Source organism: Mucilaginibacter terrenus (genome assembly GCF_003432065.1).
GTDB classification, from domain to species: domain Bacteria; phylum Bacteroidota; class Bacteroidia; order Sphingobacteriales; family Sphingobacteriaceae; genus Mucilaginibacter; species Mucilaginibacter terrenus.
The window spans coordinates 868,672-886,674 of the sequence record NZ_QWDE01000001.1 but is presented as its reverse complement, the minus strand read 5'-3'; the positions used below and the strand labels follow the sequence as shown (position 1 = coordinate 886,674).

Here is an 18,003-nt window from a genome sequence, read left to right as displayed (position 1 = left end):
TTATTTGTTTAGTAAATCTGAAACATCTATTTGCTAGCTACTTACAAAAGTTAGCGTTAGTAATTATATCTATAATATGCTTCTTTGTAGTCTTTCAGCATATCAGCAAAACGGTCGGCAACAGTCTTTAGAAAAGCTTCATCCAGTAACTCAAAAACACTGTTTACACCATCGGTTAAATCCATTTCAGGTATTTTGAAAGTTTGCTCAAGAGAGCCTTTTTCTATCTTGACAATGAACTTTTGGTTCATGCTCAATATTGATATTTTAAAATCCGGGTGCGGGAGTTCTGCAATTATTCTCATGTGTTTTTAGTTGTGGTAAGAAGCCCCTGCAATGGGTCTTGTCCGTTAATAGTGCCTGTACTGCTAATGATCTGGAACCTGGCAAAAAGCTCCTCGCTGTACCAACCCTCACTACGGGTTTTCTTTATCACCTCTGCATGTTGCTTGCTGCCATAAGCAAAGGCTTTCATCTGGTCAAAACTCTCCCATATAGAAAAGGTAGCTTGCCGGTAAACCGGTGCTTCGCCAACGCCAATGGAGGTAATGTACCCGGGAGCTGTAGTCATTAGGTTGGCTACTTCATCCACGTGCGACCAAAAGTTTTTCAATCGACTCATTTTAATGGTTGCCCGGGTGAGTACCGCTATTGCACCAGTTGTAATCTTGTTATCCGGTTTTCCAAAGGGTTCTTTGCCGTCCCACTTGCCATGGGCCTGCATTGGCCTGCATAAGATAGTCCAGCTTTCACGTCCCAGTAGCTTCCACCATTTGGCAACGAAAGAGCTTTCAGCAAACTGCTCATAATCTTCTATGCTGTCCCATGCGGCCATCAATCCCCACTGCTGCCAGTCGGGCTGCAGGTCAAACGTGCCATTTCTACCGCTGCCAAGCAGTTTCCAAAAGGTACAGCCCTGCTGCAGTGCCATTGGCAGGCGGTGTACGGCCATAGCCAGTAAGGCAAAAGGAACCAACGATTTTCTGTATCGAACAATGGTGAGGCTAACGATCATCAACTGCTAAATAAATTATTAAATATGATATTTGGCTTATTTAGTTTTACACCTCGCTTTCTACATTTGTTTTATGGCAGAAGACCTACACATCATCCAGTCGGCAACTAAGGCCGAACAATACGAATCGCTCATCCCACAAATTGAGGCACTGTTAACCGGAGAGCCAGATTTGGTGGCCAACCTGGCTAATGTTTGTGCCGCGTTGAAGGAACAGTTTAAATGGTTTTGGGTAGGCTTTTACCTGGTTAAAGATGGTGAACTGGTGCTGGCGCCGTTCCAGGGGCCGGTAGCCTGTACACGCATTGCCAAAGGAAAAGGCGTATGCGGATCGGCCTGGCAGCAGGAAAAAACCCTGATAGTGCCTGATGTGGAACTTTTCCCGGGCCACATTGCCTGCAGCTCCTTATCAAAATCAGAAATCGTTGTGCCTCTGTTTAGCAACGGGCAAGTTGTGGGCGTACTGGACGTTGATGCTGACGAAACCGACCAGTTTGACCACGTAGACGAAAAGTACCTTACCCAAATAGTTGAGCTGATTAGGTTTTAATGACTAAGGTTTACCTAATTTCCGGCTTGGGTGCAGATAAGCGCCTGTACAAGAACATCATTTTGCCTGATGGTTATGAGGCTATGACAACTGATTGGCTGCTGCCATATCCGGAGGATACCCTAATAAGCTTTGCACAACGCATTATAGATGCATATAAGATTGCTGATGGCGCTATCGTAATCGGAGTGTCCCTGGGCGGCATACTTGCCGTAGAGATCGCAAAAAAGGTTAAGCTCCAGAAAGTAATCCTGATATCGAGCATTAAAACCGATAGCGAGGCGCCATGGTATTTTAAGTTGTTCAGGAACGTACCAGTGTACAAGGGCATCCCGGGCAATCTCATGACGAGGGTTGGCTTTATGGTACGCCCGGTATTTGGTCATATGATGCCGGATGACCTTGAATTATTCAAAAGCATGCTGCGCAACTCATCGCCGGTATTTATGAAGTGGGCCATGCACGCGGTGCTGCAATGGCGAAACAATATTATCCCACCAAACCTTTATCATATTATTGGCGATAAAGATCAGGTTTTTCCGCCCGGCTACATTAAAGATCCAACAGCGGTGATCAAAGGCGGTACACACATTATGGTGTTCGACCGTGCAGCTGAGATAAATAAGCTATTGGCAGATATACTAAAACTACCGTGAAGTTAACTCCAGAATACTACAACAGCGACGACGTGGTTGCCTTAAGCCGCGACCTTATTGGCAAGTACTTATTTACCTGTATTGATGGTGAAGTTACCGGTGGATATATTGTTGAAACAGAAGCTTATGCAGGCGCAATAGACAAGGCGTCACACGCATATGGCAACCGCCTAACCCCGCGTACGAAAACCATGTTTGAGCGGGGGGGCGTGGCATACGTTTACCTTTGTTATGGCATACACGAAATGTTTAACGTAGTCACTTCGGAAGCTGGCCGTCCGCATGCCATACTCATTAGGGCTATACAGCCTACAGATGGTTTAGAGACCATAATGCGGCGCCGCAACATGGAAACAGTAAAGCCCAACATTACCAAAGGCCCCGGTTCGGTAGCGAAGGGCTTGGGAATATCCAGGAACATAAATGCTTACAGTTTGCAAGGCGACACCATATGGATTGAGGACAGGGGCCTTGTTTTTCCTGACGAGCAGGTAGCAGCAGGCCCGCGTGTAGGGGTAGATTACGCCGGAGATGATGCTTTACTACCTTACAGATTTTACGTTCGCGGCAACATTTACGTAAGCAAACCGAACAAATAATCAACATAGCTGTTATACATTCATCTATAAAGAAAAACAGATGAGTGACTGGTCGAAAACAGAGAGCCTGAAATACCTTCAGGACAAAATTAATGAAGTCAGGACTGCTATGCTTACCACATACAACCCTGAAAAAGGGTTTAGCAGCCGCCCGATGGGAACAGCAGATGTAGACGCCGAAGGCAATATTTGGTTCTTTACCAATGAATTTTCTGCTAAAGTAAGCGAGATATCCGTAGAGAACACCGTATCGTTAACCTATTCGGACCCTAAGAACCATACTTACTTAAGTATTATGGGCGAGGCGGAAATTGTGGAAAACAAAAACAAAATGAAAGAACTTTGGAATCCTTTCATAAAAGCCTTTTTTCCTGAAGGCCTGGATGATCCAAAACTTGCCCTGATCAAAATTGTACCAACCGACGCGGAGTACTGGGACAGCAGCAGTAGCAGCATGGTGGTATTGTTCAACATGCTTAAGGCGGCAGTAACCGGCAAAAGGTATGACGAAGGAAACCACGGCAAGATAGATCTGTAGCAAACATTAATATTCTTTAAGGCCGTACTTTTTGAGGACGGCTTTTTTTGTGCATCAGCAATACGCCTTGTGCTTCAGTCCTCTAATGGGGTGTCCCGCTGCTATCTTTTATAGGTGTCCCAAGCGCTTAATAAAAAATAGCAAAATTTCCATAACGTATTATCTAACAGGAAACTAAGTGTAACTTGTTAAATCTTTTGTACTGTCCCTGAGTGTCCCGCCTTCGTTATTCAACTTACTGTAAGCTAATTTGTTAAGTATTTTGGGTGTCCCTGGTGTCCCGCTCTGAAAGCGGGACACCAGGGACACCGATGAATCTAAATGTAGGTTGAACCATGTTGATATTAATTTTGCGGTTTCTGCCTGTAAATGGTGAAATTAGTTGCCGATGATGTACCAGAACAATATAGACTTTGCGCGGGAGCTAGATGCTCAGGATGAGCTTAAAGATTTCCGTAATGAGTTCCTGATCCCTCAACACAAGGGTGAGGACGCCATTTATCTATGCGGTAATTCGCTGGGTTTGCAGCCGCGGTCTGCAGTAGCTTACGTGCAGGAACAACTTAACTCCTGGCAGCAAAACGCGGTAGAGGGCTGGTTCATGGGCAACGATCCATGGCTGAGCTACCATAAGCCGCTATTGAAGCCCCTGGCAGATATACTTGGCGCGCAGGAAAGTGAGATAACCATCATGAATTCGCTTACGGTGAACCTTCACCTGCTAATGGTAAGTTTCTACAAACCAACCGGTAAAAGGTATAAGATCATCATGGAAGCCGGAGCTTTCCCGTCTGATCAGTACGCGGTTGAAAGCCAGGCCAGGTATCATGGGTTTGATCCCAAAGAGGCTATAATTGAAGTAGCGCCGAGGCCAGGAGAACTTACGCTGCGCACCGAAGACATAATCCAAAAAATAGATGAACATGCTGATTCACTTGCATTGGTGTTGTTCAGTGGGATTAACTACTACACCGGGCAGTTATTCGACCTGGAAGCTATTGCAAAGGCGGGACATGCCGTCGGCGCTTACGTTGGTTTTGACCTGGCGCACGCAGCAGGCAACGTGCCTGTAAAGCTGCATAACTGGAACGCTGATTTTGCCTGCTGGTGTTCTTACAAATACATGAATTCGGGTCCTGGAGGGATAAGCGGAGCCTTTGTACATGAACGGCATTTTAACGATACATCACTTAACCGTTTTGCAGGATGGTGGGGTTACCGTCGTGATAAGCAATTTTTGATGGCACCCGGCTTTGAGCCCGAAGTTGGTGCAGAAGGATGGAACGTGAGCACGGCACCTATTCCGTTGTTAGCGTTACACAAGGCTTCGCTGGATATATTTGCCCGTGCAGATCTAAACAGACTTCGCGCTAAAAGTGAGCTTCTAACAGGCTATTTGGAGTATTTAATTGCAGATGTTAATACCAAGATAGGGAATGAGCAGTATAGCATTATTACACCCAATAATAAGTTTGAACGTGGGTGTCAGCTTTCGGTGGTTTGCAAAAGCAATGCTAAAGCTACCTTCAACTATTTAGCAGATAACGGCATTATTGGCGACTGGCGCGAACCGGATGTGATCCGTTTGAGTCCGGTTTCGTTGTACAACACCTTTACAGATGTTTACGCAGCCGCAGAACACCTTTTTAAAGCTTTTACAGACCTTAACTAACAACAATGGTATCTTATAACCCGCGGGAATGGTTCGCGCTCATATTCAAGTTTAACAAAGCCGATACGCTACGCGAGCTTCTGCCACTGATGTTAACGGTTAGCTTGTATGCCGGACTGGTTACATTTGTCATGTTGGATGTATGGCAGGTACCGGAGACCAGTCTTATTCGTAAGATAATTTATGTGCATCAAACCATTGGATTCGTGTTCTCCTTACTGTTGGCCTTCCGTATTAATTCTGCTTATGACAGATGGTGGGAGGGCCGCAAACTTTGGGGTAGCCTGGTGAATAACAGCCGCAACCTTGCTATCAAGTTAAAACATCTTGTTGATAATCAAGATGCATCATATTTCAATCACATCATTCCCCTTTATGCCCGCAAACTACGCGACCATCTTCGCGACCTTTACCGCGATGAAAGCACGCAGACGATATCGTTGGAGCCCACCAAGCATGTACCAAACCAGGTAGCGTCGGCAATTATCGGGCGTGTGTATCAGTTGAATAAAGCGGGAGTGATAAACCCGGAGCAACTGGTAAGCATTACCGCCGAAATCACGTCGTTCACTGACATCTGCGGTGCTTGTGAGCGTATTAAGAAAACGCCTATACCATATTCCTATAGTGTTTTTATCAAGAAGTTCATCTTTATCTATATCATGACTTTGCCTTTCACATGGTGTTTCGATCTCAAGTACTTTATCATGCCCGTGATCGCCGTTATTTTGTATGTATTTGCAAGTATTGAGTTGATTGCTGAAGAAATTGAAGATCCTTTTGGTTTTGATGAAAACGACCTGCCTCTTGATAGTATTTGCGAAGGTATCCAAAAGCACGTGGGAGAACTACTAGGCGCATAACCATGCTTAAAATAGCTTACGATCCTATCTACGCGCACCCGCTGCCACCGGGGCATAGGTTTCCCATGCTTAAATACGAGCTGATACCGGCTCAATTACTGCATGAAGGAGTGATAACTGAGGAGAATCTTTTTTCGCCCGAGCCATTGGATGAGGAGACAATTCTCCTGACACATGATCGGGATTACTGGCATCAGCTTCGTGATCTCACGCTGCCGGCAAAAGAGCAACGAAGAACAGGTTTTCCGCTCTCGGCAAAGCTCATAGAAAGGGAAATACGCATCGCTAAGGGTACCATCGATGGTTGCGGCTATGCCATGAAATATGGAGTGGCGTTCAATGTTGCCGGTGGTACGCATCATGCAGGCAGTAACTGGGGAGAAGGATTTTGCCTGTTAAATGATCAGGCCATTGCTGCCAATTACCTATTGAGTAAGCGGTTATGCTCCTCTATATTAATTATTGATCTGGATGTTCACCAGGGGAATGGTACAGCTCAAATCTTTGAGCATGAACCGAGGGTATTTACTTTCTCTATGCACGGCGACAAGAACTTTCCTTTCAGAAAAGAACGTTCCGATTTTGATATCCCGCTAGACGATGGTGTTGGCGACGAGAAATATCTTAAGCTACTAAGAAATACCTTGCCAGAACTTATTAAGAACCGGAAGCCGGAACTTATTTTTTATTTGGCAGGGGTAGATGTGCTGGCATCAGATAAGTTAGGCAAGCTGTCGTTAAGCCGGGAGGGTTGTAAAGCACGCGACCGCTTTGTATTAGAGCAATGTAAGCTTAACAATATACCTGTACAAGTAAGCATGGGTGGAGGCTACTCTCCGGATATTAAAGACATTGTTGAAGCACATTGCAACACCTACAAGCTAGCAGTGGAGCTTTTTTTCTGATCAAACGATAGCTCCGCTTCATGCTTCTTACTCATTTTCTGGAACCGGAAGAACAGCATGATAGATGCGGACATTAACCCGCAGACCAGCCCGAACCACACCCCAATTACACCATAGTTAAAATGTATACCAACCAAATAACCTATTGGAAGTCCAATCACCCAGTAAGATAAGAAGGTTAAGATAGTGGGCACGTTTACATCACCCATGCCCCGCAATATGCCAAGACCAACTACCTGTGCGCCATCAAACAGCTGAAAGAAGGCAGCAACGATAAGTAACTGTGCTGCAATGCTTACCACTGTTATATCTGAAGTGTAAATATAAGGCAGCCATTGATTAAATGCTGTGAATATTACTGCGGTAAAGCACATAAATGCTATAACAATGTGATAATTAGATATGGCTGATAATCGAAGTTTAGCATGATCACCTGCGCCAAAATAATTGCCCGACCTGATAGATGCCGCAGCTGATATGCCGGCTGCCATCATGTACGTTGTGGATGCTAAACTTATTGCAACCTGGTGAGCAGCCTGCTGTTTGAGCCCGATGGTGCCGATCATGATAGCAGCCCCACCAAACGCGCTCACTTCAAATACGTATTGCATAGCTACCGGAGCACCAATTTTCACCAGCTGTATAATCCTATCCCATTCAAAATTACTAACTGCAAAATTCTCCAGATATTTTTTGAACAGGGGAGAGCGCATCACATAAAATCCCATTACTATCGCCATCAGCACCCTATCAAGCATTGTGCTATAGCCCACACCTTTAATACCCTGCGGTGGAATGCCGAACATCCCTTTCACCAGTATAATACCCACAAGAATATTAAGCACATTACCCCAAATAGTTATTTGCATTGCTTGTTTGGTAAAGCCAAGCCCTTCCGCAAATTGTTTAAAGCCGTTGAAAATAAGCATAGGGATAAGCGACAAACACAGCATAAAGAGGAATGGCTTAGCTTCGGCAACAACCGCAGGCGCTTGATGCAATTTATCAATGAAAAGCATTACACCGTAATATCCTAAACAAAACAAAATAATACCAGCAATTACGTTAAGCAGCAAAGTGTTGGATAATAATCTACCGCATTCATCATAATTTTGCCGGCCATTATGTTGTGCAATCAGAGGTGTTATGCCATAGCTTATACCTATTCCAAGCACCATCGGTACAATAAAAATGCTAATTACCAAAGATACTGCGGCTAAAGAGGTAGTACCTGCAAAGTGACCGATGATAATAGTGTCGGACAGCTGCACCAGGGTATGGCCAAGTTGCGATATCACTACTGGTATAGCCAGTTTAAGGCTGTCCTGGTAATAGGGTTTATATTTATTGTAAAAAGCTCTCATTACTTTCGGGGTGCAAAAGTAACGATTATATCGACGCAGATGCGTTAAGAGTAGCTAACAGCGTTCGAACTTGGCACAAGATAAGTACCCGTAGTAGTACCTGGCGGGCTAACTGGCTGTGTAGAATTCTTCTTTTTCTGTTGTATGCACCCTGATTACGCCACTTAGCACCAGGTTCACGAGGATACGTTGGGCCCTGCGACGGCCAATGTTCAGCATCTCACAAAACTGCTTAATGTTTATCCGCTCTGATTTATCAAGATGTTCCAATAAGGCTTTTTCTTTTGACGAATATTCAATAAGTACACCTTTATTGCTGGATGACTGTCTTAATACTTCAACTACTATTTTGCTCGCTAATACGCTTTTATCTTCAACCCGTATGTAAACCCACCACTTGCCATCTTCAGCCAGCGAGTAATGCGGTTTTTCGCTGCTTTTAGGTATATCTACAACCAAAACCAATTTATCATCGTAGTAGATCTCCTCAAATATAGGATCCAGTGCGGGGCGGCAAAAGAAAGTTGCGGCACGGGTAATCATGTAACGTTCTTCATCTTCAGATTTCACTCCCTTAATAGTACCATCATCCAGCACACCTATAAGCAGCCGCCCACCAACATTGTTAGCAAAAGACACCATTGTTTTGGCAATCTTCTCGCAACTGGTAATGGTCTTCTTGAAATCGAGCGATACGCCTTCACCCTCTAAAATCTGTCTCCTTAAGTTCATTGCCGTTTCTTGTTAATCTTTTTTGTAAGGCGAATGTATCTGCATCCAGTTCTCAGGATTGCTAACAATGCTGAAACCAAATTGACTGTACAATCCATGCGCATCCGCAGTTGCTAAAGACCATCTTCGTAGTCCTTGCAATTCTGAGTGTGCAAGAATAGTTTGCATCAGCCATTTGGACAGCCCGGTTCCCCGATGTCCTTCAAGTATAAACACATCACATAGGTAAGCAAATGTCGCTTTATCCGTGATTACTCTGGCTAATCCAACTTGAGCATTGTTTTTGTATACCCCAAAACACATGGAGTTATCCAAAGCTATCCTGAGCTTCTCCTGCGGCATTCCTTTAGCCCAGTAAGATTGCTTATCAAGGTAGTTAAATATCAAGTCAAAATCAAGCTTTTGCTTATCCGTAGAGATCTCGTAACCCTTTTTGTGAAAGGCATTGTCGTTCATAAATATAGCCATATTTATATAAGGGTTTTAGAAAGGTCAAGGTCTCTTACATAAACCTGTACCAGTACAGATACGCATAGCTCGCCTGAGTTGTTATAAAAATCAATTGGGAAGAATTGTTCGTACTTACCCATTACAATTAACGTCTCCTTAGCTTCTTGTATTGCTTTATCGTCTATACTAATCTCAAAATGCAGATCAGTAAAAGCAGGCTTTAGAAAATCAATTTTAGCAGATTTTGACCATACTTTCAAATTGCGTTTGCGATCTGAATTTAAAATCTGGTGAAACAGTACAGGGAAGAATGGATCTGCTGCGGCAAAAATAGTCCCTCCGAATATTGATCCATTATAGTTTTTGTTGAGTAAACTCTTGTTTACCTTAACCCTTACACCTTTAAAATCAGGTAGGAAACCTATAGTCCAAATCCTCTGAAAAAGGAGAGGGGGGTACATACGCAAGAGCCATTTGAGGGTAGTTGCCGATACTAGCATTGAGGCTAATATCAGAAAAAACATCTTGAATTCAGACGGCTGCTGCCAGTTTAATTTAATGTTGGTACGGTGTTTGCCAACTTTCAACTGATTTGGAAAACAAGTTAAAAGCTAACTGGTTGTACCATTTTATGTAATTAACAAAATCGTCAACTCTAACTTATACTACTATGAAAAAGCAAATTTTGAGTTTCGCGCTTGTCGCGGCAATGATCGGTGGATTGGCAGCAGGATGCAGTTCAGAGAAAGCAGCAGGCAGCGGATCAGATAGCACCAAAACAGATTCTACTGCAACAATGTCGACACCGGCAACTACCTCTGACAGTACTGTTAAAAGCGACACCACAACAAGGGATACCAGCAAAAAAGTTCCCCAATAATTTTTTGCAATCACAAAAAAGAGCCGGACAATCGTCCGGCTCTTTTTGTTGTACTAGAATGCTGATTTAAGTACACCGCCATCGGCACGTAAAGTGGCGCCGTTGGTGGCTGATGATAACGGGCTAGCCACATAAGTCACCAAATTGGCTATTTCTTCCGGCTCTATAAATCTTTTAATAAGCGATGTTGGTCTGATGTGTGCAAAAAAGTCAGTTTCTATCTCTTGCTGAGATTTATTTTGTTCTTTAGCCATCGCTTTGATAAAATCTCCAGCTCCTTCAAAAGCTGTAGGCCCGGGTAAAACAGTATTCACTGTGACGTTTGTGCCGGTTGTAAGCTCAGCTAATCCACGACTAACGGCAATTTGTGCAGTTTTGGTCATGCCATAATGGATCATTTCCGCAGGAATTTGATAACCAGATTCGCTTGAAATAAAAATAATACGTCCCCAATTTTTTGTGAGCATTTTAGGGAGATAAGCACGTGATAAACGTACACCGCTCAAAACATTTACTTCATAAAACCTGAGCCATTCTTCATCAGGGATCTTTCCAAATTCTTTCGGATCAAATATGCCAACGTTATTTACAAGAATGTCTACATCTGGTAACGATGTTATAAGATGATCAATCTGCTGCACGTCAGAAAAGTCGGCAGCAATACCCCGAACGTTTTCATTACCGGTTTCGGACTTTATCTTTTCTACCGCATTGTTCACGCGTTCTGCACCACGGCCATTAATAACTACAGTTGCACCTTCGTTTGCCAACGATTTCGCAATAGCATATCCAATACCTGCTGTTGATCCTGTTATTAACGCTACTTTGCTTTTTATTTGTAAATCCATCGTGTTAGTTGTCTAAATTGAACAATCTTAAGCATGAATTGATGATAATTTATCATCTTGATATCATTATATAATTAGTCCGGAATTGTTGAATTTAAAATAGAAAAAACCACTCAAATATATTATCACATAATTAACATTATGTTAAGTAATATAAGTAAAATCTTGTCCTTTCTGACTAGTTACTTGCCGGGTTTGATAAACAAAAAAGCCACCCTTGCGAGGTGGCCTTTTCTAGTTAGAGAATGTTTATTTAAGTTCATTTAATAACTTGTTGTACTTAGCAACATTAGCATCGTCTTTTTTGCCTTTATAATAAGTAATAAGGTTAGCTAACGCATCGGGATTTTTCGGCTGTAGTTCCACTGCTTTAACCAAATACGGTTTCGCGACGTCAAACTGGCCACTAGCTTTGGCCATTAATCCGTCGTATTGCTTTTGTGATGCTGCATTTCCTGGTAAGTTATTAGCCGCATTAAACGTCTCAATTGCAGGAGCTAACAATACATAACCTAAATTTAAATTGGCTTCAAAGTAGTTAGGATCAATAGCTAACGCCTTTTTATACATATCAGCAGCTTTTGTATAGCTTTCAGTTTTGGTAGCGTTTGCTGCTGCTTTATCTGCAGCAACCTTTGTAGCTTTAGCTTTAGCAGCAGCTCCGTCCGCTGTTTGCGAATAAACTAAACCAGCATAGTAATAAAGCGAAGCATTTTTGGGATCATTGTTAATTGCAGCCAATACTTTGTCAAGTACTTCTTTCGACTTACCGCTCTGCAGGCTAATCTCAATTTCTTTTTTGCGCAATTTTGCACTGTTAGGATATTTAGCAACACCTTCGCTCACAGCTTTAAGAGCACCTACAGTATCTTTATTGAAGAGGTAAGCGTTTGATAGCACCTCGTCATAAATTGTCTCCCCGCCAGAGTATTTAGTAGTCACCAATTTACTAAAATTGCTGATGGCCGCCGGGTAGTTTTGACCATTGTAGGCTGCAAGGCCTGTATAAAGCAACGCAGTGGTATCATCCGGGCGAAGGTTACGATAATAATCGAATGCTTTATAGGCATCACCATAGCTCTTGCTTTGGTAAGCTTTTACTCCTGCATTAAATTGCTGGCGCGACAAGGCTATTTCACCATCTTCAATCACCTTTTTGTATTCACCTTTTGCATCCAGTGTTTTAGCTTTCTTCAATGCTTCTTCAGCAGTTGAAAACAGTTGCGCAGATGTTGAAGTGCTATCAAGATCTGCTAATGTGCCATAAATAGCACCTTTCAACGCTTGCGTTTGTGCCAAATTGGAAGTTTTAGCATCAGCGGCAGCTTTATCAATGGCTGTTTTAGCATTAGTAAGGCTGGTTTTCGCTACAGCAGGCTGTATTTGAAACAGCCCTTGGTATTTGTCAAACTCACTTTGAGCTGTCTTTACGTCTTTTTGCGCAAAGGCAGTCATCGACATAACACCTAAAAGGCCGGCCATTAAAAATTTAATTTTCATACTTTCTGTTTTTGTATTTAAGTTGCGATGAACGTCGGAGCTCCTCTCCTCTTCATCCTAGTTGGTTACTTGTTTTAAACGTTCTGAAATATTGTCCAGCTGTGTTTGATTGCCGGTTTTTGCATAGGCTAATTGAAGTACTTCCAGGCACTTTTTATCTCTGGGCACCATCTCATTAGCTTTTTCCAGCCAAAGTATTGCGTTTGTTATATTTCTGCCGTCGGTATCAGTTTTTACTTCGCTCTTTTTCAGGTACAGCAAGCCTAAATTAAAAACAGGCTCATATGCAGCACCATTTAACTCAATAGCTCTTAAGTATAGAGACTCTGCCTTATCATACTGGTTTAGTCTGTCATAGCAATTTGCCGCCACAAATGTTATTTCTGCGTTAGCAGGGTTGTTCTCTATAAGTTGAATTAACAACGGTTCTAACGAGCGATAATCTTTTTTGTTGTTGTAAATATTGGCCTCGTCCTGTAGCAACTGCTTATCATTAGGCAGCAATCGCCTTCCTCTTTTAATGACTTGAAGCGCCTTTGCAGTATCACCCATGGATTTATAAATTGCTGAGGCGGCGGTTATATACTCTATCCTTGTGCTGTCACTATTTAATAAATTAGTGATGTTTTTTGCTGCTTCCTGTAAATTTCCCTGCTTGTTGCTGGCAAATGCAATGTAGGCGTTTATACGTTTGTGATCCGGCGAGTAGGCCTTTGCTTTCTGGAAAGCGGCAGTTGCTTTTGCAAAATCATTGCTGCTGCTGTATTGAAACCCACGCCGTATGTAAACGTTTGTTAGGCAACGTTTTGAATAATCAATCTCTGGCTGAAATTTATAGGCTTTTTGTCGTGCCGCAAGTTTTTCCAGTAAAGCCGATGTTTGATCCAGGAAGTTCTCCGGCTGATTAAGCTTGTTAAGAGAATCAATGTACAGGATACTTGAATTAACGATAAGCCTGTACATGTTCTTGTCCAGATCGTTAGAGTCTGACCGCGTTACAATCAAACTATCTGCTGATTTTTTCGCTCGTGCTAAAAATTGCAGGTCGTTCTTCTGTTTATAAAAAGCAAGGTTGTTTACTACAACCTTTAACGCTTCTGATTGTGCAGAAGCAAAAGAAGTAATAAACAACCCTACAATTATCAGTAAACCTATTTTACGGGTATGCTGCATAGTAAATTATTATTGTTCTGTTGAATCGTCGGCCGGCTCCTCTCCTTCTTCGCCTGTATCGATTTCTGTATCCGGGCGAATAGGCAGATCTTCTGTACCTGCTTCAATATCGGCATCTGTTTCCAAAGCTATTTCTTTATCCATTTCTGCCTCAGCTACTATTGCCTCTTCTAAAGCTTCTTCCTCGCTGTGTTCTATTTTAGCAACTGATGCTATTGCGTCGTTATCCTTTAATGTTATTAGCCTTACCCCTTGCGTTGCACGGCCCATAACACGCAGCTCATTCATAGCTATACGGATAATGATACCTGATTTGTTAATGATCATCAGGTCTTCCTTATCTGTAACACCTTTTATGGCTACAAGGTTTCCGGTTTTTTCAGTTATGTTTAAGGTACGTACACCCTTACCACCACGGTTAGTAACGCGGTAATCTTCAATATCAGTACGTTTTCCATAACCTTTTTCAGATACCACCAACACGGTAGTCTCTTTATCATCAATGGCTATCATACCTACAACAACGTCGTTGTCGCTATCTAAGCTTATGCCACGCACACCTGTTGCGGTGCGGCCCATAGGCCTTACGGTAGACTCATTGAAGCGTATTGCCCTGCCAGATTGCAGTGCCATAACAATTTCGCTGCTGCCGGTGGTAAGTGTTGCCTCTAGTAAAGAATCGCCCTCGTTAATGTTGATGGCGTTTATACCATTGGCACGTGGGCGTGAATAGGCCTCCAAAGACGTTTTCTTGATAACGCCCTTAGTAGTACACATGATAATAAAGTTATTTTCCAGGTAATCCTGATCTTTAAGGCTCTTCAGCTTAATATAAGCCTTGATGTTCTCCTCTTTTGGTATGTTGATAATGTTCTGGATGGCACGACCCTTAGAGGTACGTGTACCTTCAGGAATTTCGAATACCCTAAGCCAGAAACAACGACCTGCCTCAGTGAAGAACAGCATGTAATTGTGGTTAGATGCTATTAACAAGTGTTCTATAAAGTCAGCATCGCGGCTGTTGCTTCCTATAGCGCCTTTACCGCCCCTGCCTTGTCTGCGGTACTCGGTAAGGGAAGTACGTTTGATATATCCTTCACGTGAGATGGTAATTACAACGTCCTCATCCTCAATAAAGTCTTCTGTTTGCATTTCTGCAGACGAGTGCACTATTTCGGTCTTACGTTCGTCGCCATACTTTTCTTTTATCTCCAGCAGCTCATCTTTGATGATCTGCATACGTAAACCTTCATCAGCAAGTATTGATTTCAAATAATCAATAGTTTTCATCAGCGCATCGTACTCGTCACGGATTTTATCACGCTCCAGTCCGGTTAACCTTCTTAAGGTCATGTCAAGAATGGCTCGTGCCTGTATATCGCTTAAACCAAAGTTTGATATCAAACCCTCTCGGGCTTCATCAGGCGTAGATGATGCACGAATAAGGCGGATAACCTCTTCTATATGATCTAGCGCTATAAGCAAACCTTCCAGGATGTGGGCACGCTTCTCAGCTTCAGAAAGCTCATACTTGGTCCGGCGGATAACTACCTCATGGCGGTGCTCGACAAAGTGGTGTATAAGATCTTTAAGGTTAAGCAGCATTGGCCTGCCGCCCACAAGCGCAATGTTGTTTACGCTGAAAGATGTTTGCAGCGCTGTGTATTTATAAAGGTTGTTAAGAACGATGGCTGCGTTAGCATCGCGCTTAATCTCGTAAACCACCCGTATACCTTCGCGGTTACTTTCATCGCGAATGGCTGATATACCTTCTATTTTCTTTTCGTTAACCAGTTCGGCAGTACGCTCAATCATCAGCGCCTTGTTAACCTGGTAAGGCACTTCAGAAACAATGATGCGTTCGCGATCGCCGTTGTAGGTTTCTATTTCGGCACGGGCGCGGATAACTACACGGCCCCGGCCTGTTTCCAAAGCCTGACGAGGGCCTTCAAAACCGTAGATGATACCACCTGTAGGAAAATCTGGACCTTTTACGTACTTAAGCAATTCGCTGATCTCTATCTGACGGTTGTCTATAAGCGCTACAGTTGCATCAATAACCTCAGAAAGATTGTGCGGCGCCATATTGGTGGCCATACCTACCGCAATACCCGAAGCGCCGTTTACCAGCAGGTTAGGGAACTTGGCTGGCAAAACCGTTGGCTCTTGCAATGAATCGTCAAAGTTCAGCTGGAAATCAATAGTATCTTTATTGATGTCGGCAAGCATTTCTTCGGCAATCTTCTCGAGCCTTGCCTCGGTGTAACGCATTGCCGCTGGTTCGTCGCCGTCTATAGAACCGTAGTTGCCCTGTCCTTCTACAAACGGATACCTGAGGCTCCAGTCCTGCGCCATACGCACCATGGCATCATAAACAGATGTATCGCCATGCGGGTGGTACTTACCAAGTACCTCTCCCACTATACGGGCAGATTTCTTATACGGTTTATTATTACTAAGCCCCAGATCAAGCATGCCGTAAAGTACACGCCTGTGCACGGGTTTTAAACCGTCGCGCACATCGGGCAGCGCCCTTGATACGATAACCGACATCGAATAATCGATGTAAGCTGATCGCATTTCCTCATCAATGTTTATCGAAATTATCCTGTCTTCTCTGTGAGCGCTATCGTTTTCTGTCTCTTCAGCCATTGTGTTTCTAAGTGAGAAATATAATTAGTAAGTCGCTAATAATAGATGTTTTTACACGACCTGCGAAGGTAAGAATTAATATGCTTGCAGGGGCAACTTTTTGCTAACAATCGGTTGTTTTATCCACCTGTTTATACTTAAAACATGATTAAAAGCCCAGCGGAACAATATGCAGCTACTTTACTTTTTTCCAGTATTCCAATACCGTTGTGCCATTGGGTAATTTACCGCTGAAGGCAAGCGTGTCATGGCTTATTTTATATTGATAACGAAGTGTGGTGTTAAGCCATTTAGAAGGCTGTGAACTAAATGTTTGTGTTTCCAGGCAGGTGTCGGGTAATAGCTTATAGTCGCCCTTCTCGTATATGATAGTGTCCTCACCGGGTGCTATAAATGTACCCTGGTAATCGGCCTTGCCATACACACGCAGTAATTTATATTCGGTCGAGGCTTTTTCGGGTTTACCGTTGTATATACCTCCGGCATATTCGTAAGTGCCTTTGAAGGATTTAATAGTTGTGAAGGATAGCGAAAAAAAAATCACAAATACCAATGATAACCTTTTGATCATATTATATCCAATTAATACCCTTTTTTAATAACGATAACGTTCTTGCTTCTTCGCTGCCTTCTTCAGCTTGATAGTTATACGGCCACTTAGATGTTGGCGGTAAACTCATCAATATTGATTCTATTCGCCCGTTAGTTTCCAGCCCGAACTTAGTACCGGCATCATACACCAGATTAAACTCCACATAACGTCCTCTCCGCAGGTATTGCCATTGCTGCTGCGCCGGAGTAAACGGCTTGCTGCGGTTACGATTTATCAGCTCGACATACGTAGGGATAAACGACCGGCCAAGCGCTTTCGAGAACTCAAAAATCGTTTCCCAACTTAGTTCGTCACTTGCCGTAAGTCTGTCGTAGAAAATTCCACCTATGCCACGTGTTTCGTCCCGGTGTTTTATAAAGAAGTAATCATCTGCCCAAACTTTAAATCTGTGGTAGAACTCCGTATTAAACCTATCGCATACGTCCTTTAACTGCTGGTGGAAAAAACGCGCATCTTCATCAAACACGTAGTGTGGTGTAAGGTCTATTCCGCCGCCAAACCATCTCACAGGTGCGTCGCCGTCTTCGGCGGGCATTTCAAAATACCTGATGTTCATATGAATAATGGGCACCAACGGGTGGTTGGGATGTATTACAATTGATACCCCTGTGGCAAAAAAGTTATCATGCGGTACGTTAAGCGCCTTTTGTACCGAGGCTGGCAGCTTACCTTCAACTGCCGAAAAATTAACCCCACCCTTTTCCAGAACGTTTCCGTTTTGTATAACCCTTGTGCGGCCGCCACCTCCACCTTCCCGCTCCCAAAGTTCTTCTTCAAACTTTGCCAGTCCGTCGGCAGCTTCAAGTGCTGCACATATTTCGTCCTGAATTCGGCGGTAATCTTCGGCTATTTGCTCTTTAGTAGGCATATGAGGTTAGTTATGATCAACCGGATAGCTGATCTTATACAAACAATGTCAAGTAGGCAAAGTTGTAAACTATTTAGCCGATAATCAAAAAAGAATTTGGTTGAGCTATTCACTAGCGACTAGTT

At 43.2% G+C, this 18,003-nt stretch carries 20 protein-coding genes; 8 read left to right on the top strand and 12 right to left on the bottom strand.

Annotated elements, in window-relative coordinates:
* Positions 1 to 56: 56 nt before the first annotated feature.
* Positions 57 to 305, bottom strand: a complete 249-nt coding sequence (locus tag DYU05_RS03795) for a hypothetical protein (RefSeq protein WP_117381641.1) — start codon at positions 303 to 305, stop codon at positions 57 to 59.
* Positions 302 to 1,015, bottom strand: a complete 714-nt coding sequence (locus DYU05_RS03790) for a DUF3291 domain-containing protein (RefSeq protein WP_117381640.1) — start codon at positions 1,013 to 1,015, stop codon at positions 302 to 304. Before DYU05_RS03790 ends, DYU05_RS03795 begins: the two co-directional genes overlap by 4 nt.
* A 73-nt stretch (positions 1,016 to 1,088) precedes the next feature.
* On the opposite strand from DYU05_RS03790, the gene DYU05_RS03785 reads away from it, so the two are divergent.
* From DYU05_RS03785 to DYU05_RS03755, 7 genes are all read left to right on the top strand, one after another.
* Positions 1,089 to 1,565: a GAF domain-containing protein gene (locus tag DYU05_RS03785; protein WP_117381639.1), complete on the top strand. Its 477-nt coding sequence runs from the start codon at positions 1,089 to 1,091 to the stop codon at positions 1,563 to 1,565.
* Complete coding sequence (locus DYU05_RS03780; protein ID WP_117381638.1) at positions 1,565 to 2,221, top strand: alpha/beta fold hydrolase; 657 nt, start codon at positions 1,565 to 1,567, stop codon at positions 2,219 to 2,221. The genes DYU05_RS03785 and DYU05_RS03780 overlap by 1 nt, the downstream gene beginning before the upstream one ends.
* Positions 2,218 to 2,820: a DNA-3-methyladenine glycosylase gene (locus tag DYU05_RS03775; RefSeq protein ID WP_117381637.1), complete on the top strand. Its 603-nt coding sequence runs from the start codon at positions 2,218 to 2,220 to the stop codon at positions 2,818 to 2,820. Before DYU05_RS03780 ends, DYU05_RS03775 begins: the two co-directional genes overlap by 4 nt.
* 40 nt (positions 2,821 to 2,860) lie before the next feature.
* The gene (locus DYU05_RS03770) at positions 2,861 to 3,358 is read left to right on the top strand and encodes a pyridoxamine 5'-phosphate oxidase family protein (protein WP_117381636.1); all 498 of its coding nucleotides are present in this window, start codon (positions 2,861 to 2,863) and stop codon (positions 3,356 to 3,358) included.
* 388 nt (positions 3,359 to 3,746) lie between these two features.
* Positions 3,747 to 5,030 carry a kynureninase gene (gene kynU / locus DYU05_RS03765; protein ID WP_117381635.1) on the top strand — a complete coding sequence of 428 codons (1,284 nt, stop codon included), beginning with the start codon at positions 3,747 to 3,749 and terminating at the stop codon, positions 5,028 to 5,030.
* Positions 5,031 to 5,035: 5 nt separating this feature from the next.
* Positions 5,036 to 5,893, top strand: coding sequence for a bestrophin family protein (locus DYU05_RS03760; RefSeq protein ID WP_117381634.1), 858 nt, complete (start codon positions 5,036 to 5,038; stop codon positions 5,891 to 5,893).
* 2 nt (positions 5,894 to 5,895) lie between these two features.
* A complete protein-coding gene (locus DYU05_RS03755; RefSeq protein ID WP_117381633.1) occupies positions 5,896 to 6,798 on the top strand; it encodes a histone deacetylase family protein in 903 nt (300 codons plus the stop codon).
* Here DYU05_RS03755 and DYU05_RS03750 read toward each other — a convergent pair.
* The 4 genes from DYU05_RS03750 to DYU05_RS03735 all read right to left on the bottom strand — a co-directional run bounded on the left by DYU05_RS03750 (position 6,768) and on the right by DYU05_RS03735 (position 9,805).
* On the bottom strand, positions 6,768 to 8,162 hold the full coding sequence (locus tag DYU05_RS03750) for an MATE family efflux transporter (RefSeq protein WP_117381632.1): 1,395 nt from the start codon (positions 8,160 to 8,162) through the stop codon (positions 6,768 to 6,770). The two genes, DYU05_RS03755 and DYU05_RS03750, sit on opposite strands and share 31 nt — an antisense overlap.
* A gap of 108 nt (positions 8,163 to 8,270) precedes the next feature.
* Positions 8,271 to 8,894 (bottom strand): AlbA family DNA-binding domain-containing protein, encoded by a 624-nt coding sequence (locus tag DYU05_RS03745; RefSeq protein WP_117381631.1) that lies wholly within the window; start codon positions 8,892 to 8,894, stop codon positions 8,271 to 8,273.
* Positions 8,895 to 8,906: 12 nt separating this feature from the next.
* A complete protein-coding gene (locus DYU05_RS03740) occupies positions 8,907 to 9,362 on the bottom strand; it encodes a GNAT family N-acetyltransferase (RefSeq protein ID WP_205771782.1) in 456 nt (151 codons plus the stop codon).
* Positions 9,363 to 9,364: 2 nt separating this feature from the next.
* Positions 9,365 to 9,805 (bottom strand): DUF4442 domain-containing protein, encoded by a 441-nt coding sequence (locus DYU05_RS03735; protein WP_235853944.1) that lies wholly within the window; start codon positions 9,803 to 9,805, stop codon positions 9,365 to 9,367.
* Positions 9,806 to 10,014: 209 nt separating this feature from the next.
* Between DYU05_RS03735 and DYU05_RS20855 the strand changes: the two genes are divergently transcribed.
* Positions 10,015 to 10,224: a hypothetical protein gene (locus DYU05_RS20855; protein WP_133300153.1), complete on the top strand. Its 210-nt coding sequence runs from the start codon at positions 10,015 to 10,017 to the stop codon at positions 10,222 to 10,224.
* A 53-nt stretch (positions 10,225 to 10,277) separates the two neighbouring features.
* Here the strand turns inward: DYU05_RS20855 and DYU05_RS03725 are convergent, their stop codons facing one another.
* From DYU05_RS03725 to hemF, 6 genes are all read right to left on the bottom strand, one after another.
* The gene (locus DYU05_RS03725) at positions 10,278 to 11,072 is read right to left on the bottom strand and encodes an SDR family NAD(P)-dependent oxidoreductase (RefSeq protein WP_117381629.1); all 795 of its coding nucleotides are present in this window, start codon (positions 11,070 to 11,072) and stop codon (positions 10,278 to 10,280) included.
* Between the two features lie 249 nt (positions 11,073 to 11,321).
* A complete protein-coding gene (locus DYU05_RS03720) occupies positions 11,322 to 12,572 on the bottom strand; it encodes a tetratricopeptide repeat protein (protein WP_117381628.1) in 1,251 nt (416 codons plus the stop codon).
* Positions 12,573 to 12,629: 57 nt separating this feature from the next.
* Positions 12,630 to 13,745: a tetratricopeptide repeat protein gene (locus DYU05_RS03715; RefSeq protein ID WP_117381627.1), complete on the bottom strand. Its 1,116-nt coding sequence runs from the start codon at positions 13,743 to 13,745 to the stop codon at positions 12,630 to 12,632.
* A gap of 9 nt (positions 13,746 to 13,754) precedes the next feature.
* Positions 13,755 to 16,397 carry a DNA gyrase subunit A gene (gene gyrA / locus DYU05_RS03710; protein WP_117381626.1) on the bottom strand — a complete coding sequence of 881 codons (2,643 nt, stop codon included), beginning with the start codon at positions 16,395 to 16,397 and terminating at the stop codon, positions 13,755 to 13,757.
* 175 nt (positions 16,398 to 16,572) lie between these two features.
* A complete protein-coding gene (locus DYU05_RS03705; RefSeq protein ID WP_117381625.1) occupies positions 16,573 to 16,968 on the bottom strand; it encodes a hypothetical protein in 396 nt (131 codons plus the stop codon).
* 1 nt (position 16,969) lies between these two features.
* On the bottom strand, positions 16,970 to 17,878 hold the full coding sequence (gene hemF / locus DYU05_RS03700) for an oxygen-dependent coproporphyrinogen oxidase (protein ID WP_117381624.1): 909 nt from the start codon (positions 17,876 to 17,878) through the stop codon (positions 16,970 to 16,972).
* Between the last annotated feature and the right edge of the window lie 125 nt (positions 17,879 to 18,003).

Coding starts and splice junctions, on each gene's coding strand:
- DYU05_RS03795 (WP_117381641.1), bottom strand. CDS start 305: ATGAGAATAATTGCAGAACTCCCGCACCCGGATTTTAAAATATCAATA.
- DYU05_RS03790 (WP_117381640.1), bottom strand. CDS start 1,015: ATGATCGTTAGCCTCACCATTGTTCGATACAGAAAATCGTTGGTTCCT.
- DYU05_RS03785 (WP_117381639.1), top strand. CDS start 1,089: ATGGCAGAAGACCTACACATCATCCAGTCGGCAACTAAGGCCGAACAA.
- DYU05_RS03780 (WP_117381638.1), top strand. CDS start 1,565: ATGACTAAGGTTTACCTAATTTCCGGCTTGGGTGCAGATAAGCGCCTG.
- DYU05_RS03770 (WP_117381636.1), top strand. CDS start 2,861: ATGAGTGACTGGTCGAAAACAGAGAGCCTGAAATACCTTCAGGACAAA.
- kynU (WP_117381635.1), top strand. CDS start 3,747: ATGATGTACCAGAACAATATAGACTTTGCGCGGGAGCTAGATGCTCAG.
- DYU05_RS03760 (WP_117381634.1), top strand. CDS start 5,036: ATGGTATCTTATAACCCGCGGGAATGGTTCGCGCTCATATTCAAGTTT.
- DYU05_RS03755 (WP_117381633.1), top strand. CDS start 5,896: ATGCTTAAAATAGCTTACGATCCTATCTACGCGCACCCGCTGCCACCG.
- DYU05_RS03750 (WP_117381632.1), bottom strand. CDS start 8,162: ATGAGAGCTTTTTACAATAAATATAAACCCTATTACCAGGACAGCCTT.
- DYU05_RS03745 (WP_117381631.1), bottom strand. CDS start 8,894: ATGAACTTAAGGAGACAGATTTTAGAGGGTGAAGGCGTATCGCTCGAT.
- DYU05_RS03740 (WP_205771782.1), bottom strand. CDS start 9,362: ATGGCTATATTTATGAACGACAATGCCTTTCACAAAAAGGGTTACGAG.
- DYU05_RS03735 (WP_235853944.1), bottom strand. CDS start 9,805: ATGTACCCCCCTCTCCTTTTTCAGAGGATTTGGACTATAGGTTTCCTA.
- DYU05_RS20855 (WP_133300153.1), top strand. CDS start 10,015: ATGAAAAAGCAAATTTTGAGTTTCGCGCTTGTCGCGGCAATGATCGGT.
- DYU05_RS03725 (WP_117381629.1), bottom strand. CDS start 11,072: ATGGATTTACAAATAAAAAGCAAAGTAGCGTTAATAACAGGATCAACA.
- DYU05_RS03720 (WP_117381628.1), bottom strand. CDS start 12,572: ATGAAAATTAAATTTTTAATGGCCGGCCTTTTAGGTGTTATGTCGATG.
- DYU05_RS03715 (WP_117381627.1), bottom strand. CDS start 13,745: ATGCAGCATACCCGTAAAATAGGTTTACTGATAATTGTAGGGTTGTTT.
- gyrA (WP_117381626.1), bottom strand. CDS start 16,397: ATGGCTGAAGAGACAGAAAACGATAGCGCTCACAGAGAAGACAGGATA.
- DYU05_RS03705 (WP_117381625.1), bottom strand. CDS start 16,968: ATGATCAAAAGGTTATCATTGGTATTTGTGATTTTTTTTTCGCTATCC.
- hemF (WP_117381624.1), bottom strand. CDS start 17,878: ATGCCTACTAAAGAGCAAATAGCCGAAGATTACCGCCGAATTCAGGAC.